28 protein-coding genes are annotated in these 24,032 nt (G+C 56.8%); 9 read left to right on the forward strand and 19 right to left on the reverse strand.

The genetic code is table 11. From position 1 onward, the window contains the following. Positions 1 to 2 precede the first annotated feature (2 nt). Positions 3 to 917 carry a drug/metabolite exporter YedA gene (gene yedA / locus MKZ79_RS01975; RefSeq protein ID WP_336139724.1) on the reverse strand — a complete coding sequence of 305 codons (915 nt, stop codon included), beginning with the start codon at positions 915 to 917 and terminating at the stop codon, positions 3 to 5. A 170-nt stretch (positions 918 to 1,087) separates the two neighbouring features. On the opposite strand from yedA, the gene MKZ79_RS01980 reads away from it, so the two are divergent. The 5 genes from MKZ79_RS01980 (at position 1,088) to dgcQ (ending at position 4,564) form a co-directional block, all read left to right on the forward strand. Further along, entirely contained in the window at positions 1,088 to 1,360 is a 273-nt protein-coding gene (locus MKZ79_RS01980) for a hypothetical protein (protein WP_336139728.1), read from the forward strand. Between the two features lie 15 nt (positions 1,361 to 1,375). Beyond that, complete coding sequence (locus tag MKZ79_RS01985; protein ID WP_336139730.1) at positions 1,376 to 2,275, forward strand: DUF808 family protein; 900 nt, start codon at positions 1,376 to 1,378, stop codon at positions 2,273 to 2,275. A gap of 38 nt (positions 2,276 to 2,313) precedes the next feature. Then, the gene (locus MKZ79_RS01990; RefSeq protein WP_255416512.1) at positions 2,314 to 2,445 is read left to right on the forward strand and encodes a hypothetical protein; all 132 of its coding nucleotides are present in this window, start codon (positions 2,314 to 2,316) and stop codon (positions 2,443 to 2,445) included. Between the two features lie 165 nt (positions 2,446 to 2,610). Further along, positions 2,611 to 2,790: a YodC family protein gene (locus MKZ79_RS01995; RefSeq protein ID WP_336139733.1), complete on the forward strand. Its 180-nt coding sequence runs from the start codon at positions 2,611 to 2,613 to the stop codon at positions 2,788 to 2,790. 124 nt (positions 2,791 to 2,914) lie between these two features. Next, complete coding sequence (dgcQ, locus tag MKZ79_RS02000) at positions 2,915 to 4,564, forward strand: cellulose biosynthesis regulator diguanylate cyclase DgcQ (RefSeq protein WP_336139735.1); 1,650 nt, start codon at positions 2,915 to 2,917, stop codon at positions 4,562 to 4,564. On the opposite strand, the gene MKZ79_RS02005 is transcribed toward dgcQ, so the two are convergent. Beyond that, positions 4,561 to 5,781: a glycosyl transferase gene (locus MKZ79_RS02005; RefSeq protein WP_336139737.1), complete on the reverse strand. Its 1,221-nt coding sequence runs from the start codon at positions 5,779 to 5,781 to the stop codon at positions 4,561 to 4,563. The genes dgcQ and MKZ79_RS02005 overlap by 4 nt on opposite strands. A 43-nt stretch (positions 5,782 to 5,824) precedes the next feature. Then, a complete protein-coding gene (locus tag MKZ79_RS02010) occupies positions 5,825 to 6,619 on the reverse strand; it encodes a mannosyl-3-phosphoglycerate phosphatase-related protein (protein ID WP_336141326.1) in 795 nt (264 codons plus the stop codon). A 594-nt stretch (positions 6,620 to 7,213) separates the two neighbouring features. Here MKZ79_RS02010 and MKZ79_RS02015 point away from each other — a divergent pair. Next, positions 7,214 to 7,372: a YqaE/Pmp3 family membrane protein gene (locus MKZ79_RS02015; RefSeq protein ID WP_336139739.1), complete on the forward strand. Its 159-nt coding sequence runs from the start codon at positions 7,214 to 7,216 to the stop codon at positions 7,370 to 7,372. A 65-nt stretch (positions 7,373 to 7,437) separates the two neighbouring features. Further along, the gene (gene dsrB / locus MKZ79_RS02020; RefSeq protein ID WP_336139741.1) at positions 7,438 to 7,629 is read left to right on the forward strand and encodes a protein DsrB; all 192 of its coding nucleotides are present in this window, start codon (positions 7,438 to 7,440) and stop codon (positions 7,627 to 7,629) included. Between the two features lie 39 nt (positions 7,630 to 7,668). Here dsrB and MKZ79_RS02025 read toward each other — a convergent pair whose 3' ends face one another. Beyond that, positions 7,669 to 9,354, reverse strand: a complete 1,686-nt coding sequence (locus MKZ79_RS02025; RefSeq protein WP_336139743.1) for a methyl-accepting chemotaxis protein — start codon at positions 9,352 to 9,354, stop codon at positions 7,669 to 7,671. A gap of 152 nt (positions 9,355 to 9,506) precedes the next feature. Next, the gene (rcsA, locus tag MKZ79_RS02030) at positions 9,507 to 10,142 is read right to left on the reverse strand and encodes a transcriptional regulator RcsA (RefSeq protein ID WP_336139745.1); all 636 of its coding nucleotides are present in this window, start codon (positions 10,140 to 10,142) and stop codon (positions 9,507 to 9,509) included. A 127-nt stretch (positions 10,143 to 10,269) separates the two neighbouring features. Between rcsA and MKZ79_RS02035 the strand changes: the two genes are divergently transcribed. Further along, positions 10,270 to 10,533: a hypothetical protein gene (locus MKZ79_RS02035; protein ID WP_336139746.1), complete on the forward strand. Its 264-nt coding sequence runs from the start codon at positions 10,270 to 10,272 to the stop codon at positions 10,531 to 10,533. 247 nt (positions 10,534 to 10,780) lie between these two features. Here the strand turns inward: MKZ79_RS02035 and fliR are convergent, their stop codons facing one another. The 13 genes from fliR to fliF all read right to left on the reverse strand — a co-directional run bounded on the left by fliR (position 10,781) and on the right by fliF (position 21,755). Beyond that, complete coding sequence (fliR, locus tag MKZ79_RS02040; RefSeq protein WP_336139747.1) at positions 10,781 to 11,566, reverse strand: flagellar biosynthetic protein FliR; 786 nt, start codon at positions 11,564 to 11,566, stop codon at positions 10,781 to 10,783. Then, the gene (gene fliQ / locus MKZ79_RS02045) at positions 11,567 to 11,836 is read right to left on the reverse strand and encodes a flagellar biosynthesis protein FliQ (RefSeq protein ID WP_336139749.1); all 270 of its coding nucleotides are present in this window, start codon (positions 11,834 to 11,836) and stop codon (positions 11,567 to 11,569) included. Between the two features lie 68 nt (positions 11,837 to 11,904). Then, complete coding sequence (gene fliP, locus MKZ79_RS02050; protein ID WP_336139751.1) at positions 11,905 to 12,639, reverse strand: flagellar type III secretion system pore protein FliP; 735 nt, start codon at positions 12,637 to 12,639, stop codon at positions 11,905 to 11,907. Beyond that, a complete protein-coding gene (gene fliO / locus MKZ79_RS02055) occupies positions 12,636 to 13,169 on the reverse strand; it encodes a flagellar biosynthetic protein FliO (RefSeq protein ID WP_442897115.1) in 534 nt (177 codons plus the stop codon). Before fliO ends, fliP begins: the two co-directional genes overlap by 4 nt. Further along, on the reverse strand, positions 13,169 to 13,576 hold the full coding sequence (gene fliN / locus MKZ79_RS02060; protein WP_336139753.1) for a flagellar motor switch protein FliN: 408 nt from the start codon (positions 13,574 to 13,576) through the stop codon (positions 13,169 to 13,171). The genes fliO and fliN overlap by 1 nt, the downstream gene beginning before the upstream one ends. Then, positions 13,569 to 14,576 carry a flagellar motor switch protein FliM gene (fliM, locus tag MKZ79_RS02065; RefSeq protein WP_336139755.1) on the reverse strand — a complete coding sequence of 336 codons (1,008 nt, stop codon included), beginning with the start codon at positions 14,574 to 14,576 and terminating at the stop codon, positions 13,569 to 13,571. The genes fliN and fliM overlap by 8 nt, the downstream gene beginning before the upstream one ends. A gap of 5 nt (positions 14,577 to 14,581) precedes the next feature. Next, positions 14,582 to 15,061: a flagellar basal body-associated protein FliL gene (gene fliL / locus MKZ79_RS02070; protein WP_336139757.1), complete on the reverse strand. Its 480-nt coding sequence runs from the start codon at positions 15,059 to 15,061 to the stop codon at positions 14,582 to 14,584. A 143-nt stretch (positions 15,062 to 15,204) separates the two neighbouring features. After that, on the reverse strand, positions 15,205 to 16,530 hold the full coding sequence (locus tag MKZ79_RS02075) for a flagellar hook-length control protein FliK (RefSeq protein ID WP_336139759.1): 1,326 nt from the start codon (positions 16,528 to 16,530) through the stop codon (positions 15,205 to 15,207). Further along, on the reverse strand, positions 16,527 to 16,973 hold the full coding sequence (gene fliJ / locus MKZ79_RS02080) for a flagellar export protein FliJ (RefSeq protein WP_336139762.1): 447 nt from the start codon (positions 16,971 to 16,973) through the stop codon (positions 16,527 to 16,529). Before fliJ ends, MKZ79_RS02075 begins: the two co-directional genes overlap by 4 nt. A 10-nt stretch (positions 16,974 to 16,983) precedes the next feature. Beyond that, the gene (gene fliI, locus MKZ79_RS02085) at positions 16,984 to 18,351 is read right to left on the reverse strand and encodes a flagellar protein export ATPase FliI (protein WP_336139764.1); all 1,368 of its coding nucleotides are present in this window, start codon (positions 18,349 to 18,351) and stop codon (positions 16,984 to 16,986) included. Next, positions 18,351 to 19,055: a flagellar assembly protein FliH gene (gene fliH, locus MKZ79_RS02090; protein WP_336139766.1), complete on the reverse strand. Its 705-nt coding sequence runs from the start codon at positions 19,053 to 19,055 to the stop codon at positions 18,351 to 18,353. Before fliH ends, fliI begins: the two co-directional genes overlap by 1 nt. After that, a complete protein-coding gene (gene fliG, locus MKZ79_RS02095; protein ID WP_336139768.1) occupies positions 19,048 to 20,040 on the reverse strand; it encodes a flagellar motor switch protein FliG in 993 nt (330 codons plus the stop codon). Before fliG ends, fliH begins: the two co-directional genes overlap by 8 nt. Then, a complete protein-coding gene (gene fliF / locus MKZ79_RS02100; protein WP_336139770.1) occupies positions 20,037 to 21,755 on the reverse strand; it encodes a flagellar basal-body MS-ring/collar protein FliF in 1,719 nt (572 codons plus the stop codon). Before fliF ends, fliG begins: the two co-directional genes overlap by 4 nt. A gap of 245 nt (positions 21,756 to 22,000) precedes the next feature. Between fliF and fliE the strand changes: the two genes are divergently transcribed. Beyond that, positions 22,001 to 22,312, forward strand: a complete 312-nt coding sequence (fliE, locus tag MKZ79_RS02105) for a flagellar hook-basal body complex protein FliE (RefSeq protein ID WP_336139772.1) — start codon at positions 22,001 to 22,003, stop codon at positions 22,310 to 22,312. Between the two features lie 697 nt (positions 22,313 to 23,009). On the opposite strand, the gene MKZ79_RS02110 is transcribed toward fliE, so the two are convergent. Then, on the reverse strand, positions 23,010 to 23,336 hold the full coding sequence (locus MKZ79_RS02110) for a four-helix bundle copper-binding protein (RefSeq protein ID WP_336139774.1): 327 nt from the start codon (positions 23,334 to 23,336) through the stop codon (positions 23,010 to 23,012). Between the last annotated feature and the right edge of the window lie 696 nt (positions 23,337 to 24,032).

A 24,032-nucleotide genomic window follows, 5' to 3' on the forward strand; every position in this document is an offset into this window, starting at 1 on the left:
TTTTAGTCAATTTTAACGGAGCGGATCACCGCTTTGCCGGGAAACAGATATTTCCCCAGCGTCACCAGCACCACCGCCAGCACAATCACGCCCAGCGCCAGCCATTCGCGCGGCGACAGGCTTTCACCGGCGAAAGCGATGCCCAGCAGCACGGCGACCACGGGATTGACGTAGGCGTAGCTGGTGGCGATAGCCGCGCTGACGTTGCGGATCAGAAACATATAGGCGTTGATAGCGATAATCGAGCCGAACAGCGTCAGATAGCCCAGCGCCAGCAGCCCGGAAAGGGTCGGCGTGGCGGCCAGCTTCTCGCCGCTAAGCTGGCTGGCCAGCGTCAGCACGGCGCCCGCCGCCAGCATCTCTACCGCGCCCGCCATCATGCCGGCAGGCAGCGTAATGCGCGATCCCCACACCGAGCCGAAAGCCCAGCTGACAGAGCCCACCAGAATCATCAGCGCCGCCCAGGGATTGCCGCCGAGATGGCCGCCGCTGTTCAGCAGGATAATGCCCACCAGCCCGACAGCGATGCCCAGCCATTCAATCCAGCGGGTCGGCATGCCGAACAGGCGGCTGAAGCACATGGCGAACAGCGGCACGGTCGCGACCATCACGGCGGCGATGCCGGAAGGCACCTGCTGATGCTCCGCTATCGTCACCGCGCCGTTGCCGATGGCCAGCAGCAGAACGCCAACCAGCGCCGCGTTAGCCGTCGCTCGCCAGCCAGGAAGCCGTTCGCCGCGCAGCAGTAAAAAGACCAGCAGCACCACGCCTGCCAGCAGAAAGCGCAGCCCCGCCATCATCATTGGTGGCCAGCTCTCCACGCCGACGCGAATAGCAAAATAGGTGGAACCCCAGATAAAGTACAGCGCGAACAGGGCGGCCAGAAGCGGAAGCAAAGCGGGCGCACGACGTAACATAACGTTTCTCGACTGAATAAAAGGACGTTACGTTAACGCTAAAGGCCTGCCTCAACCAAATGAAATCGCGCCTTTTTTTGCGTTAAAACGCGATTCAGCGCACATAATTTGCATCTCTCGTGCATACTTGCTTAGATCACACTCTTTAACATCCTGTAGCGGGACAGACGATGGCCAGTATCAAACTCACAGTCAGGCGGCTCTACAAACTCAGCGGCGAGCGCATGGTCAACACCCAGGCGACCGCGCGCATTTTTGTCGGCGAGCAGCTGGTGGCGACGGAGGAGATCGCCGGCATGACCGAAAGCCCGGTCAGCAAATTTATACATCACGAGCTGGGCGCGGGCCTGCCGGTAAGGGTGGAGTGGGATTGCGAAGGTATAGCTGATATGGCGGTAGCGGAAGTGGAAGTCTGTCCCTGCTGCCAGCATGACGAACATTAAATAAGGAAGGGTATTTTGGCAGGAAGTAGCTTACTGACTTTACTGGATGATATCGCCACGCTGATGGACGATATTTCGGTAATGGGCAAAGTCGCGGCAAAAAAGACCGCAGGCGTGCTGGGCGACGATCTGTCGCTGAACGCGCAGCAGGTCAGCGGCGTTAAGGCTAATCGGGAGCTGCCCGTGGTTTGGGGCGTGGCGAAAGGTTCTTTTCTCAACAAACTTATCCTGGTGCCGCTGGCGCTGGCGATCAGCGCCTGGATCCCCTGGGCGATTACCCCATTGCTGATGCTGGGCGGCGCCTACCTCAGCTACGAAGGCGTGGAGAAAGTGGTTCACAGCCTGCACGGCAAAGATAAAAAAAGCGACGAGGCGCGCGAGCAGCGGCTGCGCAATCTTTCACAGCAGGAAGCCGCCGCCTTTGAGAAGAAAAAGGTCAAGGGCGCGGTGCGCACCGATTTTATTCTGTCGGCAGAGATTGTGGCGATCACGCTGGGGATTGTGTCTGAAGCGCCGCTGCTGAATCAGGTGCTGATCCTGGCAGGTATCGCCATTCTGGTGACCATCGGCGTTTACGGCATCGTGGCCTGTATCGTGAAAATCGACGATCTGGGACTGTGGCTGAAAGAGAAATCCTCATCGCTGGCGCAGGGCATCGGCGGCGTGCTGCTGACGCTGGCGCCTAAAATGATGAAAGTACTGACGGTAGTAGGGACGCTGGCGATGTTTCTGGTCGGCGGCGGCATTATCGCTCATGGCGTGCCTGCTATTCACCATTTTATCGAGCATCTGGCGGCCGATCGCGGCGGCATTATCGGCTCGCTTATCAGCAACGGTGCGAATCTGGTCATCGGTTTTATCGTCGGATCGATCGTGCTGTGCGTGGTAAATCTGGCTGGCAAACTGCGGTCATAATCAGTATAAAGGCAACCCTTGCAAACCCGGGAGCGCAAATGAAAGACGATATTTTTGAATTCGATATTGATGCCGAGCTGGAACAGGCTGAAGCCAACGCGGAAAAAAAGGCGAGCGAAGTGCCGACAGACTTAAGCGATGAAGCGGATTGCGAAGGCTGCAAAATCTAGCTGACCTTTCTGAAAAGCGGGTAATCCTTACTCGCTTTTTTTAATATTCGCATTTTTAACTGCTTATTGATTTTTAACAAAACTTTTACCTGCTGTTAACGGCGCGTTGGCCGATTGCCTGCTATACCTGAAATTCCCCATAAGTTCCAGTTCAGGAGAAACGGCATGATTCTGATCGGTAAAGCAGTGCAGCTTAAAGAAGGCGGGCCGGCGATGGTGGTGACCGGCAATGCCAGCGGCATGATAGAGTGTCGCTGGTACGACGGCTACAGCGTGCGGCGCGAAGCCTTTCGCGAAGAAGAGCTTTGCGCGCTGAGCGCCGGGCAGGCTCAGCTTGCCAGCTAGCCTTTTCTGAACGGGACGAAAATTTTCGTCCTGTTATCATTTACTTCCGCAGAAGCGCCACTGGCGCAACCTCCATGCCGCAACTAAACTGAAACATCCTTCCTGCGATCGGGAGCTTTTCTGCGTGAGGTTAGCCCAGGATTTTTTCCATTCCCGGCCTGCGGTCATTATTCATCTCTGTTTTCTATTGGTCTTTCTGTTCTCCTCTTTACTGACGTGGCGGGAAAGTAAAGTCCTGAAGGAAACCTGGGAGCTTAATCAGCGCGCCAGCCTCAATGATATTGCGGGCGATCTCGACGGGCAGTTTCAGTTCAGCCTCGATCAGCTGCTGTTTTATCGCAATATGCTGCAGCAGGTCATGCGCGCGCCTGCTGAAAACAGCGAGATGCGGCTGCAGCTGCAGCACTTCGCGCTGCTGCGCCATCAGCCAGTCTGGCATCTCTATGCCAGCGCGACCCATAGCCTGCCGCTGACCGGCATTGCGGATAGCCAGATAGCCGCTTTTCCACCGCTGCTGCGCGACGACCGTCGCCTGAGGCAGGAGCTGGTGGCGACGCTGATTATGAGTCTGATCCTGCGGCTGAACGATGCGGGCAGAGATTTTCATTCGCGGCTCTGGTATATCTCGCGGGCAGGATTCTGGCTCAGCTCAACGCCGCTGCAGCGTGATGGCGACACGCTGCGCTATTTCGCCCGCGTGGTTAAAGCGCCCTGGTTTATTGCGATGGCGCCTGAAAACGATCCGCAACGGCGCTCGCGCTGGAGCAGTCCGGACGACACCGCGCCGGCCAGCAGCGCGCTGACGTTAAGCCTGCCGGTAGACCAGGATGGCTACTGGTACGGCGTGCTGGCGATGGATTTCTCTTCCACGCATATCAGTAGCCAGCTGCAGCGCTCGTTGCCGCCATCGCCTGCAGGCAGCGTGCTGTTTTACGACACGGCGCTGCAGCCGCTCGCCCGCACCGCAGAGAGCGCTTCGCTCGCGGCACAGCTGAACGAGCAGCAAATCCTCAGGCTGAAAAAAGCGATCGCCCACAGCAGCCGCGGCGCGCTGCAGCTTAATCTGCGCTATATCAGCTGGGTCAAAACACGCTATGCAAACGGCGTGGTGATTAAAGTCGCCACGCTGCGCCAGGGCCTGCAAAGCGATGTTGGCCGGATGGCGCTGACGCTGCTGGGGATGTGGCTGCTGTTTACGCTGGTGCTGCTGCTGGCGCATCAGGCGGTGCTGCGGCTGGTCAGACGCCTGTTGGCGATGCAGGAGAAGTATCGCTGGCGGGCCAGGCATGACGGCCTGACGAAAATGCTGAACCGCAGTGCGTTTTTCGATTGTGCCGAAGCGCTGGCGCGTCAGAACCAGCTTGCACAGGCGCCTTTCGCGGTCATCCAGCTGGATCTCGATCATTTCAAGCAGGTCAACGACGGCTATGGTCATGAGGCTGGCGATCGCGTGCTGGCGTATGCCGCCGCCGTTATTCACGACGCTATCGGGCCAGCCGCTACGGCGGGACGCGTAGGCGGCGAAGAGTTTTGTATAGCCCTGCCCGCGACCGCCAGCGAAGCCGCGGCAATAGCGGAAAAAGTTCGCGCCGCGCTGGCGCAAAAGCAGGTTTTCGCCGGAAACTCAGCGTGGCTGCGCATCACCGCTTCGCTCGGCGTCGCCGCCAGCGAGGAAGCTGGCGAGTACCATTTTGAAAGCCTGCGATCGATTGCCGATCGCCGGCTCTATCTTGCGAAAACGTCAGGCAGGAACCGTGTCTGCGAACGGGATTAGACGTTGCCCTGATTATCCTCTTCCACCGCCTGGTAGATACGCTGCATGATGTCGGGGAAAGCGGACTGCACGCGGCTCCAGCTGGGAATAAACGGCTTTTCATTCGGCCGCTCGATAAAGGATTGTCCCGCTTCCAGAATCGACTGGGTAAACATCTCCACCGCCGCTTCTTCCGCATGCTGGTCAAATTTCAGGCCGTTCATCGACGCTTCATGGCTGTAAGTTTCCATCATATCCAGCGCGTTACGGTAGTAGGTCGCTTTCAGCACGCGGAACGAGTCGCTGGTTAAATTGACGCCCATGGTCGCCATTTTACGCAGCAGCGACTGCACGATATCGTTGCTCATTCGGCGCAGGCCGCCGGTGCCATCCTCTTCCGACAGCGGCTGATGCTTGTGATCGTAGTTATGCGCGATCTCCACCTGACAGCTCTGGCGCGTGGTGTAGTTGCGGTAGATCTCCGACAGCACGCCGATTTCCAGTCCCCAGTCGCCGGGAATTTTAATGTTGTTCAGCACGTGTGTACGCATCGCAAACTCGCCGGAGAGCGGATAGCGGAAGCTGTTCAAATAGTCGAGATACTCCGAGTGGCCATACACTTTCTGCAGCGAACGCAGCAGCGGCCCGACCAGCAGGCGGCCTACACGGCCATTGAGCTTGTTATCGGCCACGCGGGCGTAAAAACCTTTGCAGAACTCATACTGGAATGCGGGGTTCGCCAGCGGATAAAGCAGCCGCGCCAGCATACCGCGCTCGTAGGTAACGATATCGCAGTCGTGTAGCGCTACGCAGGTCGTCCGCTCCGAAGCCAGCGTATAACCGGTGCAGAACCAGACGTTACGGCCTTTGCCGGGTTGAGAAGGGGAAAGCCCTTCTTTATCCAGCTCGGCGTCGATCGCCTTCAGGCGCGGGCCGTCGTTCCATAAAATACGATGCCGCTGCGGCAGACGAGAAAAGAAGTCGCGGGCGTAAAGAAACTGATCGCGGTCGGCGCGATCCAGCCCGATAACGATCTCTTCCAGATAGGGAACTTTAGCCAGCTCGTCAACGATATTGCCCAGCGCCGGGCCTTCCAGCTCCGAAAAAAGCGAAGGCAGAATAAGCCCCATTTTGCGCCGGTTGGCGAACTGCACCAGATCCTGTTCCAGTTCCTCGACTGGGCGTGCGGTGAGATTATGAAAGTTGGTGATAACGCCATTCTGGAAAAAATCACTCATCGCGTATTCCTTAAGCCGCGCCCTGCGGGCGCCATGTGGGAAATCAGGTCAGGTAATGCGTCAGGCCTTCGCTCCAGCCTTCCGGGCCAAAACCTGCGCTGTAAAAAACATTGTCGCGCCGCGTCAGCGCGACGGGGTTTTTGCTGTAGCCTTTAATCACCACCGCATAGTCCACTTTTTCCAGCATCGGCGCGTCGTTCGGCCCGTCGCCCAGGCCGATAGTGATCCAGCGGCCGCTGGCGGGATGCGGATAGTGAGTGAGCAGCCACTCAAGCGCCGCGCCTTTACCGCGACCCTGATTCATGACGTGCCAGAAACGGCCGCCCTGAACCAGCTCCAGCTGCTGCTGCGCCAGCGCCTCGCGGAAAGCGGCGAACCGCGCTTCCGTATCGCGCCAGATCAGGCTTTCCGAACCTTCCCGCGTCTTCGCCAGCGCGGCGTTGCGCGGCGTCAGGCCCGTCCAGTCCGCGACTTCTTTCTCGGTGACGTCGGCAAAACCGGTAAATTTAAAACCCTGCTGTTCGCGAAGCTGCGCGAGGATGTCGCACAGCGCGGCATAATTTTTACCGGACGGCTGCGCGGCGGCGGAAGAGGGTTGCTGCTGCCATTTCACCACGGCGCCGTTTTCGGCGATAAAGGGCGCGCCGACAATATCCAGCTCGCGCTGTAAAGGTTCGATCTCCGCCGCCGTTTTACTTGAGCAGATCACGACGGGGACTTCAGCGGCTTTCAGTCGTGCCAGCCACGTCCCGGCGGGTTGCCAGCTATAGGTATGATGATCCAGCAGCGAACCATCCAAATCGGTAATTATCATCAGTGGGTCATGCAGCGCCGGCATCGTCATCTCTCCTTCGCCTGTGCGGATACTCAAGTATAGCGGTATCCATCGAAGGCGCAGGCAAGGCGGAGACTAAACGAAGCGGCACAGCCAGGAATTTTCTTAAAAAACAGCAGTGAGCGACGTAAGCGACTACTTACGGATAAGCAGGCGACGCCATGGGAAGATGACATGCGAAAGGTGGATGAATTCACAGTAGAAGAGGCGGGTTCACGCAAACTTAAGAAAATTCCTGGCAGGCTTTTCCGTCAGGCTGTGTGGGTCAGAGATTTTACTCTGTAGCGAATTTCCATTTTTCCCCGGCCGTTGGCCGGGTTTTTTTTGCCCGGCAGGTGAAAAAGGGCAAAAAAAAGCCCGCGCTGCGCGGGCAAAAATCCTTGTTACTTTTTAGGTTGACTGCGCCTTTGGGGTTGGTGCAGTCACAAGAGTGTATGCTGCGGGCTTGTCAGAAGTCTCGCGGTAAAACGTTAAAAAAGTGAAAAAATTCCTCAGGTATTACGTTGTTTTACACTGCAGGCCAGGCGCAGCGGCAGATTCGGGCTATACTGAACAAACGATTACAAAACAAGCTGTTATCCACGCTATGGAGGCGACATGGATCTTTTGAAAATTATTATTGCTATTCTACTTCCGCCGCTGGGCGTCTTTATGCAGGTCGGTTTCGGCGGCGCTTTCTGGCTGAATATCCTGCTGACCCTTTGCGGCTATATCCCGGGCATCGTGCATGCCGTTTGGGTTATCGCCCGTCGCTAAAGAGACGGTTTCCCGGGTAAGATGCGCTATCTTAGTTGTAGCTTACGACACCACGAGGGAAACAGATGAAGGTAAACGATCGGGTTACGGTAAAAACCGATGGCGGGCCACGGCGCGCCGGCACGGTGCTGGCGGTAGAGGACTTTAGCGAAGGCACCATGTATCTGGTTTCACTGGAGGAGTACCCACAAGGGATCTGGTTTTTCAACGAGCTGGGCCATCAGGATGGCATCTTTGTGGAACCGCATTCCGACTAAACGGCTAAGGGCGACGAGGTCGCCCTTTTTTACGCCTGTTTAAAACTTCTCCCAGTTGTCGCCGTCCGCCAGCGCAGGCTGCAAAGGCGCCGATCTGGCTTTGACCGCGACAGGTGCCGGGCGAGCGGCTACCGCAACGCCGCTAAGGTGAAAGGCCGCTACGGCCTGAGTCAGCCTTGAAGCCTGCTCTTCAAGCGACGCGGCGGCGGAAGAAGCCTGCTCCACCAGCGCGGCGTTTTGCTGAGTAACGTTATCCATTTCCGACACGGCCTGGCTGACCTGCTGAATGCCGCGGCTCTGCTCATCCGAAGCAGAAGCGATTTCGGCCATGATATCGGTTACGCTGCGTACCGCTCCCACGATGTCCGTCATCTTCTCGCCCGCTTCGCTGACCTGGGTCGAGCCGCGATCGATCAGGTTTACCGATTCGGCAATCAGGCTTTCAATCTCTTTCGCCGCACCGGCGCTGCGCTGCGCCAGATTGCGGACTTCGCTGGCTACTACCGCGAAGCCACGGCCCTGTTCGCCAGCACGCGCGGCTTCCACAGCGGCGTTCAGCGCCAGGATGTTGGTTTGAAAAGCGATACTGTTGATTACCGTAGTGATCTCGGCGATTTTTTTCGAGCTGGCGGAAATATTGTTCATGGTGCCGATCACGCCGGAAACGATATCGCCGCCCTGGCGGGCTTTGCCGGAGGCGTCGCTGGCAAGCTGGCTGGCGTGATGGGCGTTTTCCGCGTTTTGCTTCACGGTGGCGGTCAGCTGCTCCATGCTGGCGGCGGTTTCCTCCAGCGCGGCCGCCTGCTGCTCGGTGCGGGAAGAGAGATCGGTATTGCCTGCGGATATCTCCGTAGAACCCTGATAAATGGCCACGGCGCCTTCGCGTACCACGCCAACCGTTTTCACCAGCGCCTGCTGCATCACCTGCAGATTGCTGCCCAGCATCCCGATTTCGCTGCGGCCCCAGCTTTGCGACGGCGCGGTGAGGTCGCCCTGCGAAATACGTTCAATACGCCCTACCGCCTGATGAAGCGGGGCGATAACCACGCGGCGCAAAAGAATAAAGGTCGCCAGCGTCAGTAACAGCGCGGCAGCAAAAGCGCTGGCCATCATAATAAAGCCCATGCGCGTCTGTGCGTCAGCGCTGGCGTTAATAGCGGCAGCGCGCTGGGTGCGAATAGCAATCGCCTTTAACAGCACGTCGTTATAGCCGTTATCCAGCCCGCGCGTGAAGTCAGTTTCACGAGTGATAACGTTTTCAAAGCTGCCGTCTTTGGCGCTTTTCATCATCGGCTGCAGGCCCTGATTCAGATAGGCGTTAAAACGGGTAGTGAGTTCTCCATCCAGCGCCTCATCTTCCGGCGTTTTCACCCGGCGATTGAGATAGGCCTGGAAATTATCGGCAGCCAGCTGAAGACGTTTTTCCGCCTGTTTAAGGTTTTCATTAAACAGATCCATATCGCCAACGCGTACCGCTGCGCCAGCGTGAATAATATTAAGACGAGCGGTGCGCAGGTGATTGGAACTGTTGGAAATCGCCATACGAACCTGAATTTCCTCAGTAACGTCCTTCAGCGACTGATTGCTCTGCACCAGAAAATAGCTGGCGAGGCCAATACAGAGGGCGAATAAAAGCAGAATAGCGCCGAGGATCGTAGTAAAGAGGGGAACCAGCCGCAGATGTTGCCAGAAACTGATGCGCGTATCTTGGGGAGTTGCTGTCATGTCCTTTGCTCTCTGTCTGGATAAACGAAGCGACAGGCTTCGCTCTGTTTACAACACATCGGCAGAGAGGCGAGAAAGGTTAACGGAAAAGTGTGATCCAGATAACAGGCGCGAATAAAAAAAGCCGGCATCAGCCGGCTCTTTTTTTACCCTTAACGAACGTTAACGTAAATACCGCTGGTCACGTTGTCGGTCAGGCGCACTACATGATAGATAACCTGTTTATTATGGGTTTTAATCTTGCGTTTAATATTCCCTTTATGCGAAGAAACCGTCTTCGCTTTGATCTGCATTTTATCGGAGATCTGAATGGTGTCGTGCCCTGACATCCACATCTTCAGCATGTTTGACTCGGTCTGGCTGAGCGTTAATGGGTGAACATCAAAGCCCGCAGAGTAGCGAGGCGAGACGTTGAGCTTCTTCTGGAAATAGGAGAGAAGTAAATTATCAAGCGTCGCCGGCTTAATCGATTTTGATGTAATAATCAGGTTCTTACGAACGTAGAGGTATTCCTCAAAATGGATGTTAGAGATAGCCATAAAGATAAAAAACAACGTGTCAGGATGCTGCATAATAATATTTCTTATGCGCTGACTCGCATCTGCTTCATAAATGAAGCAATCTTCGTTAATAAATACTACGCCAGGTTGAAGCTGCTGGCATTTAATCTGAAGCTGCTCAATGTCGGTGACGGAAGTTATATTTTTCTTTTTAACTCCCTTAACAGACATATAATCAGTAAGGCCTAAGCGTGTGTAGCTGCATGAATCCATTATAATTGTTGGCATAACTGCGACCCTCACCAAATTGTTATTCGTTTAAACTAACGATGAATTACGCGTTGTGTAAGTTACGAGAGTAATATGTTCTGTTTTCAATTTTATTATTGTACTCAGCATCTGGTCAGCCAGCGTGATGACCAACCTGACTATGCTCGATGTAACCGTTTACTTTGGCAATAAACGCAAGACCAACGCGGTAAAACATCCCGATACAGATGGAGAATCTGTCAGATGTATGCCGCACTGCTTTGTGAACGTTGCCACTATCGCGCAGAACGCAGAAAAACCTGATAGGACGAATCCTAAAAAACATTCATTACGCGAATGTGTGCTGCTGTTCAGGCTGCTGATGCCGCCCGAAAATGCGATTTGCTACAAGAATAACGGCAAAAAATAAAATTTCCAGTTAAAACAGAGGTTTTTATTCACTCCGATGCTTAACATTTAAGCAACATTGCATCCGTTTCGTTAAACAAAATACGCTAACTGGCTTTTAATAAGAATAATTTTCATTGGGTGAAGCGATTTATCAGATTTTCCTTAAGACTATTCTGGTGTGGGTGGTTTGAAAAATGCACAAAAACATCTTACGCGCTTAACAATGCAACATTGGGTGGACTTAATAGAGTAATAAACGCTTAAGTTTATTTGACAGGAAGTTCGCTGAGGATCTGTGAGAGTAAATCAAACACTTCGCTAAAGAGATGCTCGCAGAATGGGGCCAGTAGCGGCATCATCAGACTCATAAAAACCAAACCGATTGATAAGGTGATGGGGAAACCAATAGCGAAAACCGACAGCTGAGGTGTAACACGGTTTAACAAACCCAGTGCCAGGTTAATGATGAGCAGCAGCGTTATCAGGGGTAACGCTAATCGCATTCCATTAAGGAAAATCAAACTGGCCGCTTTTGTCAGCGCCAGGAAAGCGTTGCCATTGACTAACTCTCCACCGATCGGCAGCGTATGAAAGCTGTCCGCCACCATGGAAATCAGCCAGAGATGGCCGTTAAAGGATAAAAACAGCAGCATCGCCAGCATATCCAGAAAACGGGCCAGTACCGGCATATTCAGGCGGCTGGCAGGATCGAAGAAGGTGGCGAAAGAGATGCCCATCTGCAAACCAATCACTTCGCCTGCGGTTCTCACCGCCGCAAAGGCAAATTGCATCGTAAAACCTATAGCCACGCCTATAAGAATCTGCTGAATCAGCAGCCAGAAGCCGCTAAATGAGAATAAGGTCACAGTAACTGGCGGCAGCGTCGGGATCAGCACATAGGTGATCATCAGCCCCAGACCCAGCTTTACCTTTTTACCGATCGATTTTTCGCTGAGGATCGGCGCGGTCATGATTAACGCCAGCACGCGGGCGAGAGGCCAGAAAAGTTGCCCCATCCAGAGCACCAGCTGACTGCTGTCGAAGTTAATCATTTAGCCGATCATATTAGGCAGGTTGGTAAACAGGGTGCGCATATAGTCCAGCACCAGGCTCAACATCCACGGGCCGGCCACCACAATAGTCGCGACCACAGCGAGGATTTTAGGAATAAATGAGAGCGTCTGTTCGTTGATCTGGGTTGCCGCCTGCAGCAGGCTGATCAGCAGGCCGCTGAACAGCGCCGCGAGCAGCAGGGGAGCGGCCAGGATCAGCGCGACGTGCAGCGCATCGTGACCAATTGACATAACCGATTCAGGCGTCATTTTAACTCCGGGAAAAGTAAGGGTTGCACTGTCGTAACGTGATTAACGGGGCGGCTGAACCGCCCGCACTAGGAATAGAAACTTTGCGCCAGCGAGCTAATCAGCAGCTGCCAGCCATCCACCAGCACGAACAGCATCAGCTTGAAGGGCAGCGCAATGGTCGCCGGCGGCACCATCATCATCCCCAGCGCCATCAGCACGCTGGCGACCACCAGGTCAATAATCAGAAACGGAATAAATACGGTAAAGCCAATCTGGAAAGCGGTTTTCAGTTCGCTGGTCACATAGGCGGGCAGCAGAATGCGCATCGGCACCGCTTCCGGCCCCTGCAACGGCGGCGTGTTGGCCAGGCGAGCAAACAGGGCCAGATCCGCTTCGCGAGTCTGACGCAGCATAAATTCACGCAGCGGCTGCGCGCCTTTATCCATCGCTTCCTGCATGCTGATCTTGTCTTCGCTGAACGGCAGATAGGCGTCCTGATACATCTTGTCGAACACCGGACTCATAATAAAAAAGGTCAGAAACAGCGAAAGACCGAGCAGCACCTGATTCGGCGGCGCGGACGGCGTGCCCAGCGCGTTACGCAGCAGGCCGAAAACGATAATGATGCGCGTGAAGCTGGTCATCATCAGCAAAATAGCGGGCAGAAAGGTCAACGAGGTAATAAAGACCAGCGTCTGCACCGGTAGCGACCAGCTCTGGCCGCCGTTCGCCGTAGGACGGCTAATCAGGCCCGGCAACTGGGCGTGAACGTCGGGCGCCAGCAGCAACAGCAGCGCCAGCAGGGGAAGAATGCGTTTCATTTTGGTTTTCCGGCGCGTTTAATAAGCTCTAAAACCTGACGGAAATCGCCAGCGGGCTGCGGCTCTTCCGGATTTTCCTGCGCCGGCGCTGGCGGCAGGGTATGCAGATGAGTAATCTGCTGTGCGGTAACGCCCAGCACCAGCCGGGCATCCTGCACGTCGACAATCACCACGCGTTCGCGCTGCCCAACCTGGCAGCTGGCGCTGATGGATAAATCTCGCTGGCCGCGCTTGCCCGTTTTCGGCGCGAAGCCCAAACGTTTGGTCAGCCAGGCGCAGGCCAGAATCAACAGAATAATCACCGCCAGCACGCTGCTGACCTGAGTCAGCACCGAGCCGGTCGACACCACCGGCTGGGCCGCAGGCTGCTGCGTCTGGCCGGTTTTAACCGGCGCAAACGTCGGCTGCTGCGTCTGGATCGCGCTGGCCGCGGGCTGCTGCGGCTGGCCTTCGCTAACCGGCTGCGCCGTCGCTTGCTGAGGCTGAGCCTCGCTGACCGGCTGCTCTACGGGCTGGCTGGCGTTAGTCATTAGCGGCTCAGTCGACGCATACGCTCAGACGGCGTAATAATGTCAGTGATGCGCACGCCATATTTGTCGGCGACCACGACCACTTCGCCCTGGGCGATCAGATAGCCGTTGATCAGAATATCCAGCGGCTCGCCGGCCAGACCTTCCAGCGCCACCACCGAACCCTGCGTCAGGCGCAGCAGCTCTTTGATGGTCATCTTGGTGCGGCCCAGCTCCACGGTCAGCTTGACCGGGATATCCATAATCAGGTCGATATCCTGCAGCGAGCCGGCGATATCGTTGCTTTCCAGAGATTTGAACACCCCTTCAGACGCGGGGCTGGTAGCGTTTGACTGCTCGTTCAGCGCGTCAGCCCAAAGGTCGTCCGCAGAGAGGTCGTCAACGGACGGCTTGTTGGTGTCACTCATGGGGCTGTTCCTCATTCATCGAGTTCAAAATCGGGTTAATCAAATGTTCCACACGCAGCGCGTACTGCCCGTTCAGGGTGCCGTACTGGCTGGTTAATACCGGCACGCCATCGACATGAGCGATAATGCGATCCGGTTTTTCAATCGGTAATACGTCGCCGGGCTTCAGGGCCAGCAGGCGCGAAATCCGCATCGAAACGTCGGCAAAGTTCGCAATCAGCTCCAGTTCGGAGTGCTGCACCTGCTTGACCAGCGTTTCGCGCCAGTTGTGATCTTCCTGCCGCGAGTTCTCCAGCGGCGGATTGACCAGGGTTTCGCGCAGCGGTTCAATCATGCTGAACGGAATGCAGATATTGAACTCGCCAATCAGGTTGCCAATCTCCACCTGAAACGGCGTGGTAATCACGATATCGTTAGGTGAAGTAGTAATATTAGTAAACTTTACCTGCATCTCGGAGCGAACATACTCCACATCCAGCGGATAAATCGGTTTCCACGCTTCGCTGTAGCCTTCCAGCGCCAGCTTCAGCATCTTGCGGATCACGCGCTGTTCGGTAGCGGTAAACTCGCGGCCTTCCACTTTAGTCGGGAAGCGACCGTCGCCGCCGAACAGGTTATCCACGGCGATAAACACCAGGCTTGGCGAGAAGACCACCAGCGCGGTGCCGCGCAGCGGCTTCAGATGAATCAGGTTCAGGTTCGTCGGCACCGGCAGGTTGCGGGCGAACTCGTGGTAAGGCTGAATTTTAATCGCGCCTACCGTAATATCCGGGCTGCGGCGCAGCAGGTTAAACAGCGCCATCCTGTAAGAACGCGCAAAGCGTTCGTTAATGATCTCCAGCGCCTGCAGACGTTCGCGAACCATGCGACGCTGGGTGTTGGGATCGTAAGGGCGAATATCGCTGTCGCCCGCGCTGTTGACGTTTTCTTCCGCCGCGCTGTCGCTGTCGCCGTTGAGCAGCGCGTCGATTTCCGCCTGTGAGAGAATACTGTCGCCCATTTGCCTTACCTCAGGATAAAGGCGGTGAACAGAACGTCCGTCACCTTTTGCGCAGGTTGTCCCGGCACCAGCGGCGGCGCGAGCGTGGCTTTAATCTGCTTTACCAGTTCCTGCTTGCCCTGTTCCGTTCCCAGCGACGCGGCGTTCTGGTTAGAGAGCAGCAGCAGCAGACGGCTGCGCACTTCCGGCAGATAATCGGTTACCCGCTGCAGCGTTTCCTGATCGGGCAGGCGCAGCGTGAAGCCGACGTAGAGCACGCGATCGGGATCGTTTTCCGCGTTAGCCAGGTTAACCGTAAAAGTATCCAGCGCCATAAAGACCGGTGCTGGCGGCGGCTCAGGCTTTTCGGCTTTCGCCGTTTCGGCAGACCCGTGCATTTTATGCCAGACCAGATAACCTCCTACGCCGCCAGCCGCCAGTACCACCAGCGCTATCAGAATAATCCAGAGTTTACGTTTGCCGCTTTTGGCTTTCTTATCAGTCATACGGGCGATGATTCCTGTGAGTATTTTCAAGAGGCGGTAATCCGCTCTCTGACGACGTTATGGGCAAGATTATCCCGCATCGATGGCCAAACAATAGGGCGAAAAGACGCGGGTTTTGCCGTTAGCTTTGGCGTTTGTGATCGTCAGGCGAAAATATCGACGGCATTGCTGCCCGCTGCGCGCGCCTGCAGTGAGGCAGGAACGGCAATCGGCGTGACGTCGCCGTCATTTTCCGCCGTCATGCTAAAAGTGTTGCCACGGCTGTTGTTGTGCTGCTGTTCCTGCTGGCCATTGAAGCCCTGACCCTGCTGGAACGCGTCGCTGCTGACGCTGGTCTGTCCCAGGTTGATGCCGTTCTGCGCCAGCGCTTCCCTCAGCTGCGGCATAGCCGCTTCCAGCGCGGCGCGCACCTGGCTATGGTTGGAAACCATGCTCAGCTGCGCCTGATCGCTGTCCAGCTTCAGGCTGATTTGAATACTGCCCAGATCCAGCGGATGCAGACGCAGCTCGGCGGTCTGCTGGCCGTTGCGGTTAAACATCACAATCTGCTGGCCGAGTGCCTGCTGCCATTCCGGGCTGCCCAGCTGGGAGCTCAGCTGCGGCGTGGCCGGCGCGGTGACCAGCGAAGAAGCGGCTGGCGTGACGGCAGCGGAAGCGGCGCTGACAACTGAAGGCGTTATCGTCGTCTGCGCGTTGGAACTTGAATTATCTTTATCGTTTTCCTTCGCTACCTGGCCCAGCGCCTGCTGGAAGACGCTATTCAGCGTGGCGGTGCTGATATCGCTCTTCTGTGTGGCTGCGGCGCTGGTTGAATTCAGCGCATTGCTGCCAGGAATCAGGCTGCCTTTATCGTCGCCTTTGGCTTTTTCATCGCCGCTGGCATTGGCGCTGGCGTTGGTTTGCGGGTTAGCGTTCGCTAACAGCGAAGCCAGAGTAGCGTTGGCGTTGCCGCCTTTAATCGCGCTTTCAGTCCCTTCCTGCGCCTTAACGGCAAGAGGCGTTGACGGTTGCTGAGTTGGCGGCAGCATGGCGAACAGCGCCTGAAGCGCCTGCGTATCGCTGCTGCTCAACGGCGCAACGGCGCTGTCGCTGTTCTCATCAGTTTCGGCGAGTTCACCGCTCTTTACCTGGCCTGAGGTTTTAGCCGGCTGCAGCAGCGCGTTCAGCGTTTCCGGCTTATCCAGCGCGGCAAGCAGCGCGTTGAGTTTGCTTTTCGGCGTCGCGGCGTCTTTATCATCTACGGCGGCGGCGGTCGTCGCTGCGGGCAGCGCGGTTTGTCCCTGCTGCGCCAGCGTTAATAACCTGTTGCCGAGCAGCGTCAAAAAGCCTGCGCTACCGGTCTGCGCATCGTCGGTCGCGCCTGTGGAAGCCAGCGCGTCGGCGCCGATATCGGCGCTGTCGGCCGCCGCGCCTTTTGTGGCTGCAGTGGCGCCAGAAGCCGCCGTGTTAACCAGTGGCAAAGTAATCATTCGCCTTTCCTCAATGATGCCCGTTGGGCAAATTCATCCATCCGTTTCTGATCGAGACGGTTTTCCTGTAGTAATGCGGTAGCTGCCGCGCGTGCCTGCAGCGTTTCATAGGCGTGAAGCCGCTGCTGCTTGTCGCGCCACAGACGCAATGCGTTCTCTACCCGACTGTTCCAGTGCGCCAGCTGCTGGCGATGCTGTTCGATCGCCTTTTCCAGCGTCTCGATAAACTGGTGGTAGTTGTACCAGCGGGTGCTGTTAATGCCTTCCGCCATGGTGTTGTTCAGCGTTTTGCGGTATTCGTCCTGGTAGTTCAGCAGCATATGCAGCTGTTCGTCGGCCTGTTTCTGGCCGCGGCGAACGTCGCCCAGCTGAATGGCGGCCTTTTCCAAATCTTTCTGCGCCAGGCCGCACAGGGTTTCAATCGGCGATGCGTGTTTTGCCATCGGTCACCCCTTAACCAAAAATCGCCTGCAGATGCAGACAGGCGTCGTCAAAGGTGCTGCGCTCAAACATGCCCTGCTGCAGGAAGGTTTCCAGTTCCGGGTAGAGTTTGATCGCCTTGTCGAGCATCGGATCGCTGCCTGCCGCGTAGGCGCCCACGCTGACCAGATCGCGGTTGCGCTGATAGCTGGAGAGCAGCTGCTTGAACTGGCGTACCCGCGCGTAGTGCGTGTCGTCGATCAGGTGCGACATTACGCGGCTGATCGAAGCTTCAATATCGATCGCCGGGTAGTGGCCCGACTCCGCCAGACGGCGCGACAGCACGATATGGCCGTCCAGAATGGCGCGAGCGGAGTCCGCAATGGGATCCTGTTGGTCATCGCCTTCGGTCAACACGGTGTAAAAGGCAGTGATAGAGCCACCGCCGTCGATACCGTTACCGGCGCGCTCCACCAGCGCAGGCAGTTTGGCGAATACGGATGGCGGATAGCCTTTGGTGGCAGGCGGCTCGCCGATCGCCAGCGCGATTTCACGCTGCGCCATCGCGTAACGGGTCAGGGAGTCCATAATCAGCAGCACGTGCTGGCCGCGATCGCGGAAATCTTCTGCGATACGGGTCGCGTAGGCCGCGCCCTGCATACGCAGCAGCGGAGAAACATCCGCAGGCGCGGCGATAACCACCGAACGCGCGCGGCCTTCGGCGCCGAGAATATTTTCGATAAAATCTTTAACTTCGCGTCCGCGCTCGCCGATCAGGCCAACCACGATGACGTCAGCTTTGGTGTAGCGCGCCATCATGCCCAGCAGCACGCTTTTCCCGACGCCGGAACCGGCAAACAGCCCCATACGCTGGCCGCGACCTACGGTCAGCAGCGCGTTAATCGCCCGCACGCCGGTATCCAGCACGTCGGTGATCGGGGTGCGCTGCAGCGGGTTGAACGGCGGGGTAATCAGCGGCGCGCGGTAGCCGGTTTCCGGCGAAGGCAGACCGTCCAGCGGTCGGCCGCTGCCGTCAAGTACGCGGCCAAGCAGCTCCGGGCCGAGCATCAGCTGTTTGCCGCTGTGCTGGCTGTCGCCCGCAACGCGAGCGTAAACGCGCGCGCCCGGCAGAATGCCTTCCACTTCTTCCAGCGGCATCAGAAAAAGTTTCTGGCCGTTGAAGCCGACCACTTCGCTTTCGACTTCGCTGACGCCGTTGCCGTCCATACGCTCAATTACGCAGGTGGCACCCAGCGGCAGCTGCAGGCCGGTCGCCTCCAGCACCAGGCCGGTGGCGCGGGTCAGACGGCCATAGCGGCGAACGTCCGGCACATTGGCCAGACGCTGTTCGAAGGAGTCAAGCGCGCCAAGCCAGCGCGAAAGGCGAGTGGTGGTGGTCATTACAGTTCTCCCGGCGCGGCAAGGCGGCAGAGTTCATGCCAGCGGGTAGCGATGCTGGCGTCTAAATCGCCATCTTCGGCGCTGACTTTGCAGCCGCCGGGATGGATAGTATTGTCGGCCACCAGACGCCAGCCGTGCAGGCTTAGCGTCGCGCCCAGCGTCTGCTCAACGCGCTGCAGATCGTCGGCATGGACGCGCAGGGTTGGCTTGCCGCTGAACATCGGCTCCTGTTGGATCATGCCCTGAATCTGGCGGAGCAGGGCGGTGCCGTCGACGTGCGGCGCCTGGCCGATCACCTGACGCGCCGCCTCCAGCGCCAGCTGCATCAGGCGTGCAGCAATCACGCTGTCCAGCGCTTCCAGCGTATGGGAAAACTCGGAAACCAGCTGCTGCATGCGAGCCTGCAGCGGCGCCTGCTGCTGCTGCGCCTCCGCCAGACCCTGCTGAAAACCGGCGTCGAAGCCCGCTTTCTGCCCTTCGCTGAAGCCCTGCTGGTGACCTTCGGCGTAGCCCTGGCTCTGCGCTTCGCTGCGCGCCTGGCTCTGCATCAGCTCCAGCTCGGACGGCTGCTGACCGAAAGGATCTTCTGGCAGGTCAACCAGCGGCGCTTCCGGCTCGTCGAACGAGGCCATCAGCGGCTTGTTCGGCATCCCAAGATCGTTGGGCTGCCAGCGCTGCCAGGGCAGCGAAGATTTATCAGACATACTGTTCCTCGCCACCGCCAATCACCATCTCGCCGCTTTCCGCCAGGCGACGAACGATAAGCAGGATTGCTTTCTGTTCGCTTTCCACCGCCGACATACGCATCGGGCCGCGGTTCGCCAGGTCGTCGCGCAGGATATCTGCCGCGCGCTGCGACATGTTGCGCAGGAACTTCTCGCGCAGCGGCTGTTCGGAGCCTTTCAGTGCCACCAGCAGCGATTCCGATTCCACTTCCTGCAGCAGGCGCTGGATGCTGCGGTCGTCGACTTCCACCAGGTTTTCGAACAGGAACATCTCGTCGATGATCTTCTGCGCCAGCTCGCCGTCGAAGTCGCGTACGGCTTCGATAACCGCTTCTTCCTGCTGCGTTTTCATCAGGTTGATGATTTCCGCTGCGGTTCTCACGCCGCCCATCTTCGCACGCTTGAGGTTCTGGCCGTCGAGCAGGCCGTTCAGTACTTCGGTCAGTTCCGCCAGCGCCGCCGGCTGTACGCCGCCGAAGGTAGCGATACGCAGCATTACGTCGTGACGCAAACGCTCGTCGAACTGCGCCAGGATATCCGCCGCCTGAGAACGCTTCAGATGAACCATGATGGTAGCGATGATCTGCGGATGTTCGTCGCGGATCAGGTCGGCAGCCGCCTGCGGTTCCATAAAGTTGAGCGTTTCCATGCCCGTAGTGGTTTCGCGCGTCTCCAGAATATCTTCCAGCAGGCTGGCGGCGCGCTCTTCGCCCAGCGCTTTCGTCAGCACGGTACGCAGATAGTCGTTAGAGTTAACGCTCAGCGCCGCAAACTGTTCGGCGTCGCCTTCGAACTCGCGCAGCACTTCGGTCAGCTGCTTGTGAGAAACCTGGCGCATGTTAGAGATGGCGGCGCTCAGGTGCTGCACTTCGCGGGCGCCAAGGTGTTTAAACACCTCGGCCGCGCGGTCTTCGCCAATCGTCATCATCAGAATGGCGCTTTTTTCGGTACCGGTGAGACTCATAGTTCGTCCTTCATCCACTGGCGAATGACCAGAGCCACCACGCGTGGGTCGTTTTCCGACATCTCACGAATACGCTGGCTCATTACCTCAGCACTCATGCGGTGCTGAGACTTACGTTCTTGATCAAGCTCGTCTTTCGACAGCTTCACGGAGACGGCTTCGTCGTCGCTGCCCGCTCTGACCTGGACGGCTTCCGCCATCGCTTTCTCCTGCGCCGCTTTACGCTGCAGCTGTGGACGAACCAGCTTGCGGTAAAGGATCCAGGCCACAATCAGCACCAGCAACCAGCGTCCGGCTTCCATCATCTGCTCGATAAAGGACTGCTGCTGCCAGAATGGCAGGTCGCCACCGGTTTCAACCGTATCGTTGAACTGCGAGTTCACCACGTTCAGCGTGTCGCCGCGCTGCTCCGAGTAGCCCATCGCTTCACGCGTCAGGTTGTCGATCTGCTTCAGCTGCGCGTCGGTCAGCGCTACCGGCTTGCCGGCCGCGTCGGTTTTATAGTTCACCACTACCGCTACCGAGAGACGCTGTACTTCGCCCACATTCATCTTGGTATGCAGGATGGTGCGGTCTACTTCGTAGTTAGTGGTGTCGTCGTTACGGCTATTGGTCGGCCCGGTTTTGACGGTGCTGCTGTTCTGGTTCGCCGTCGCGTTATTCGTCGCCGCACCGTTGGCGCCGTTAGCCCCATTTGCCCCGGTCGCCGCGTTCGCCGCTGGCGTGGTAATCGGGCCGGTGTTAGCCGGAGCAGGCTGGTTAGAGAGCGCGCCGGGCACGCCGCCTGACTGGCCGCCGTTCTGTTCGCTGTTGCTGCTCTGCCGTGAACGAATCGCCTGTTTAGAAGGATCGGTATTAGGCTGATACTTCTCGTCGGTCTGTTCACGAGCGTTAAAATCAATCTGCGCCGTAACCTGAGCGTGTACGTTGCCGTTACCCACAATAGGGTTCAGGATCGCTTCGATACGCTGCTGGTAGCGGGTTTCCACATCGGTGGCGTATTTCAGCTGCGCGTCGTTAAGCGCACGGTCGGCGTTATCGGACTGCGTCAGCAGATGACCGGCCTGGTCAACCACGGTTACGTTGCCTGGCGGCAGGCCGGCGACGCTGCTGGAAACCATATGGACGATGGCGCTAATCTGCCCCTGGTCCAGCGCGCGGCCTGGCTGCAGCGTCAGGGTCACTGACGCGGTTGGCGCTTTCTGCTCGCGTACAAACAGCGACGGTTTCGGCATAGCCAGATGGACGCGAACGTTCTTCACCGGGCCCAGTGTTTCGATGGTGCGGGAGAGTTCGCCTTCCAGCGCGCGCTGGTAGTTAACCTGCTCGCTGAACTGGCTGATACCAAATTTTTCCTGATCCAGCAGCTCGAAGCCGACCGCGCCGCCTTTCGGCAAGCCCTGCTGGGCGAGACGCAGGCGCAGCTCGTGCACCTTCTCTGCCGGCACCATCAGCGCACCGCCCTTATCATCAAACTGATAGGGGATGTTCATCTGGGTCAGCTGAGTAACGATGGCGCCGCCATCTTCATCGCTGAGATTGTTATAAAGCACGCGATACTCAGGCTGTTTGGCCCACAGCACCATGGCGATAACAATGGCAACGGCAGCCGCCGCAGCGATGATAATCGGGATGCGAGGATTTGCCTTTAAACGAGCGAAAAGGTCGGTTAACCCTTTCTTCTCTGGTTGATCCTGCGTGACAGTTGCATTCATGACTCTTTCCCGCCTGACAGTTGACCGGACTGTTTCGTGTAGTGTCGTAACAAATCTGACTCCCTGATGTGCTGGCTAAACAAAATTAATCCACCTCTTATGGGGTGCCATTATTTTCTGAATTGGAAAATTCGATGGGCGGATAAGCTATGACTTTTGCTCTTATTTACGGGCTTTGTCTTATTGACATTGTGGTAAGTTTTCAGACAGCAAAAATCACCCCCATTTTTTAACCGAGGCAAATCATGGCAATTCAGGGTATTGAGAGCGTAATGCAGCAGCTGCAGACCGCAGCGATTCAGGCATCAGGTCAGCGCACCGACGCCACCAGTCACGCGGACTTCGCCGACGCAATGAAAGAAGCGCTGAACAAAATCAGCGATACGCAGACTGAAGCGCGCACTCAGGCGCAGGATTTTGAGCTGGGCAAGCCGGGCATCAACCTGAACGATGTCATGGTCGATATGCAGAAAGCTTCTGTCTCTATGCAGATGGGCATTCAGGTACGTAACAAGCTGGTTAACGCCTACTCTGAAGTGATGAATATGCAGGTGTAGCACGTCAGCCTGTAAAAGACTGAATAATGCCGGGGTTGTACGCTGGCGAATTGCTGGATGCCGTGGATAAACGGCTCCGGCGGCGAGTAGCGCGCCGTGCTGAGCGGGCGACAGCCGCCGGGGCGCGCCCAGTTTTCAGGCTTTGCGCTTATTAAAGCGCAAGCATGCGCCGCTACAGGGCAAATTTGATCAGCGGCGGCAGAAGCAGCGCCAGGACAAGGGTGCTGACGATTCATAAAATAATGCTCTGCTTCGCCTCGCTGACGTCGGCTTTTGTGGCGTAGCCAGCCTTGATAACTGCCACGTCCGTTCTGGCGCCCGCCTATCCTGTTCCCTGTTTTCTCTGCAATTAAACATCCTTGTTCCTCCGTTCGCGCCTGTCTGCCAAAAGATCCCTGGCTTCTGCAATAGCGTGCTGTTTATTTTTTGTCCATATATGGGCGCAATCTACTCTCCTGTAGTCGTACTGTCACATCGCTTTTTCGCGACCTTTGATAAAGAGGGGGCATGAAGCTGTGAAGCGGGAATCAAGTCTATGCCAGCGGCAACAGAATCGCTGCCGCCAGTTTGCAGAGCAGGGAAGCGTGTTCCAATAAATTTTATCGGTTGCAGAAAAATGGCGGGGTGTTGTGGCCCAGCCCGCAAAAAAGCATGAAACCCTGCCTGGTTACAGAGCCTCATGCCTCTCTGGCCGTTATCAGGCCGCCATTTTTTCGCACGCTTCCGCGCAGTTTTTACAGGCGCTGGCGCATTTCTGGCAGTGATCGTGATCGTGTTTTCCGCATTCTTCACTGCATTTGCGGCAAACTTCCGCACATAGCTGACACAGCTTTTTCGCCTCTTCGCTCTCCAGCGCCATAAACTGTGCGGCCAGGCGGCAAAGATTGGCGCACTGCATATCCAGACGAATGCAGTCGCGCATCATATCGACGTGCTCTTCTTTCAGGCAGGAAGCGGCGCAGCGATCGCAGGCCGCCGCACAGAGATAACAGGCTTCGATACAGCGTTGATAAGCTTCGGTCATGGTATTTCCTCCAGAATGACTTGTGCCGTAAGCCTGGAAGAGAAAAAGAGGTTATGCAAAAAAGGCAAAACGTTATCTTCGGCACGGCAAAGCCAGGCCTGATGAAGCGGATAGGATAAACGGACATTTTACATTATGTTGGCGTGGCGTTTAGCGTGCTCAGGCAAAATAGGGCGGTCATTGAATCTACAGGGCGAACTCGTCATGATAACTTTGCTTGTCTCGGCGCTGGTTTTTTTCTTATTGCTACTGGCCATGCACTGCCTCAGAAACCGCATTGGCAGCAGGCGACCTCTCGGCACGGAAACTGGACAGGTGATTGATAAATCACGGTTCACTGTTTCTGGCCGTACAAAATCGAAAGCTTGAAAAGTTTTTGGTACGGTTATTACCGCTAAAACCGCAGCCGGCTTTACATAAAAGCAGGGCCTGGCGCAAATCATGACAGGGAAAGACAATTTGCAGACGAACCTGTGGATGCGCAGGCGTAAGCCTGATTATCGGTCGGTCAGGCTGTGGCCAGTGATAGCGTCTCAAACGTCCTGAGAAGCCGCTGGTACTGTTGCCGGAAGCAGCCGGGCCAGCAGGCGATGTAACCTGCGAACGCGATAGCAGTGGCTTAGCAGGCGTTTTAGCGTCATTTCCGTTACGAGGTAAAGCAGCCGGTCAACATGCCCGAAGGTTTAACCTCCTAAG

It is taken from the genome of Erwinia sp. CGal63 (assembly GCF_037026505.1).
In the GTDB taxonomy this organism is placed as follows: Bacteria; Pseudomonadota; Gammaproteobacteria; order Enterobacterales; family Enterobacteriaceae; genus Erwinia.

What these genes read in the sequence shown, in the direction of transcription:
- fliH (WP_336139766.1), bottom strand. Translation starts at nt 19,055, where the DNA reads ATGTCTGATAAATCTTCGCTGCCCTGGCAGCGCTGGCAGCCCAACGAT.
- MKZ79_RS02075 (WP_336139759.1), bottom strand. Translation starts at nt 16,530, where the DNA reads ATGATTACTTTGCCACTGGTTAACACGGCGGCTTCTGGCGCCACTGCA.
- fliO (WP_442897115.1), bottom strand. Translation starts at nt 13,169, where the DNA reads ATGACTAACGCCAGCCAGCCCGTAGAGCAGCCGGTCAGCGAGGCTCAG.
- fliQ (WP_336139749.1), bottom strand. Translation starts at nt 11,836, where the DNA reads ATGACGCCTGAATCGGTTATGTCAATTGGTCACGATGCGCTGCACGTC.
- MKZ79_RS01995 (WP_336139733.1), top strand. Translation starts at nt 2,611, where the DNA reads ATGATTCTGATCGGTAAAGCAGTGCAGCTTAAAGAAGGCGGGCCGGCG.
- MKZ79_RS02010 (WP_336141326.1), bottom strand. Translation starts at nt 6,619, where the DNA reads ATGCCGGCGCTGCATGACCCACTGATGATAATTACCGATTTGGATGGT.
- fliF (WP_336139770.1), bottom strand. Translation starts at nt 21,755, where the DNA reads ATGAATGCAACTGTCACGCAGGATCAACCAGAGAAGAAAGGGTTAACC.
- MKZ79_RS02015 (WP_336139739.1), top strand. Translation starts at nt 7,214, where the DNA reads ATGGATCTTTTGAAAATTATTATTGCTATTCTACTTCCGCCGCTGGGC.
- fliN (WP_336139753.1), bottom strand. Translation starts at nt 13,576, where the DNA reads ATGAGTGACACCAACAAGCCGTCCGTTGACGACCTCTCTGCGGACGAC.
- yedA (WP_336139724.1), bottom strand. Translation starts at nt 917, where the DNA reads ATGTTACGTCGTGCGCCCGCTTTGCTTCCGCTTCTGGCCGCCCTGTTC.
- fliL (WP_336139757.1), bottom strand. Translation starts at nt 15,061, where the DNA reads ATGACTGATAAGAAAGCCAAAAGCGGCAAACGTAAACTCTGGATTATT.
- MKZ79_RS02035 (WP_336139746.1), top strand. Translation starts at nt 10,270, where the DNA reads ATGACCAACCTGACTATGCTCGATGTAACCGTTTACTTTGGCAATAAA.
- MKZ79_RS02005 (WP_336139737.1), bottom strand. Translation starts at nt 5,781, where the DNA reads ATGAGTGATTTTTTCCAGAATGGCGTTATCACCAACTTTCATAATCTC.
- fliE (WP_336139772.1), top strand. Translation starts at nt 22,001, where the DNA reads ATGGCAATTCAGGGTATTGAGAGCGTAATGCAGCAGCTGCAGACCGCA.
- fliR (WP_336139747.1), bottom strand. Translation starts at nt 11,566, where the DNA reads ATGATTAACTTCGACAGCAGTCAGCTGGTGCTCTGGATGGGGCAACTT.
- fliJ (WP_336139762.1), bottom strand. Translation starts at nt 16,973, where the DNA reads ATGGCAAAACACGCATCGCCGATTGAAACCCTGTGCGGCCTGGCGCAG.
- rcsA (WP_336139745.1), bottom strand. Translation starts at nt 10,142, where the DNA reads ATGCCAACAATTATAATGGATTCATGCAGCTACACACGCTTAGGCCTT.
- MKZ79_RS02025 (WP_336139743.1), bottom strand. Translation starts at nt 9,354, where the DNA reads ATGACAGCAACTCCCCAAGATACGCGCATCAGTTTCTGGCAACATCTG.
- dsrB (WP_336139741.1), top strand. Translation starts at nt 7,438, where the DNA reads ATGAAGGTAAACGATCGGGTTACGGTAAAAACCGATGGCGGGCCACGG.
- MKZ79_RS02110 (WP_336139774.1), bottom strand. Translation starts at nt 23,336, where the DNA reads ATGACCGAAGCTTATCAACGCTGTATCGAAGCCTGTTATCTCTGTGCG.
- MKZ79_RS01990 (WP_255416512.1), top strand. Translation starts at nt 2,314, where the DNA reads ATGAAAGACGATATTTTTGAATTCGATATTGATGCCGAGCTGGAACAG.
- MKZ79_RS01980 (WP_336139728.1), top strand. Translation starts at nt 1,088, where the DNA reads ATGGCCAGTATCAAACTCACAGTCAGGCGGCTCTACAAACTCAGCGGC.
- fliG (WP_336139768.1), bottom strand. Translation starts at nt 20,040, where the DNA reads ATGAGTCTCACCGGTACCGAAAAAAGCGCCATTCTGATGATGACGATT.
- fliM (WP_336139755.1), bottom strand. Translation starts at nt 14,576, where the DNA reads ATGGGCGACAGTATTCTCTCACAGGCGGAAATCGACGCGCTGCTCAAC.
- fliP (WP_336139751.1), bottom strand. Translation starts at nt 12,639, where the DNA reads ATGAAACGCATTCTTCCCCTGCTGGCGCTGCTGTTGCTGCTGGCGCCC.
- fliI (WP_336139764.1), bottom strand. Translation starts at nt 18,351, where the DNA reads ATGACCACCACCACTCGCCTTTCGCGCTGGCTTGGCGCGCTTGACTCC.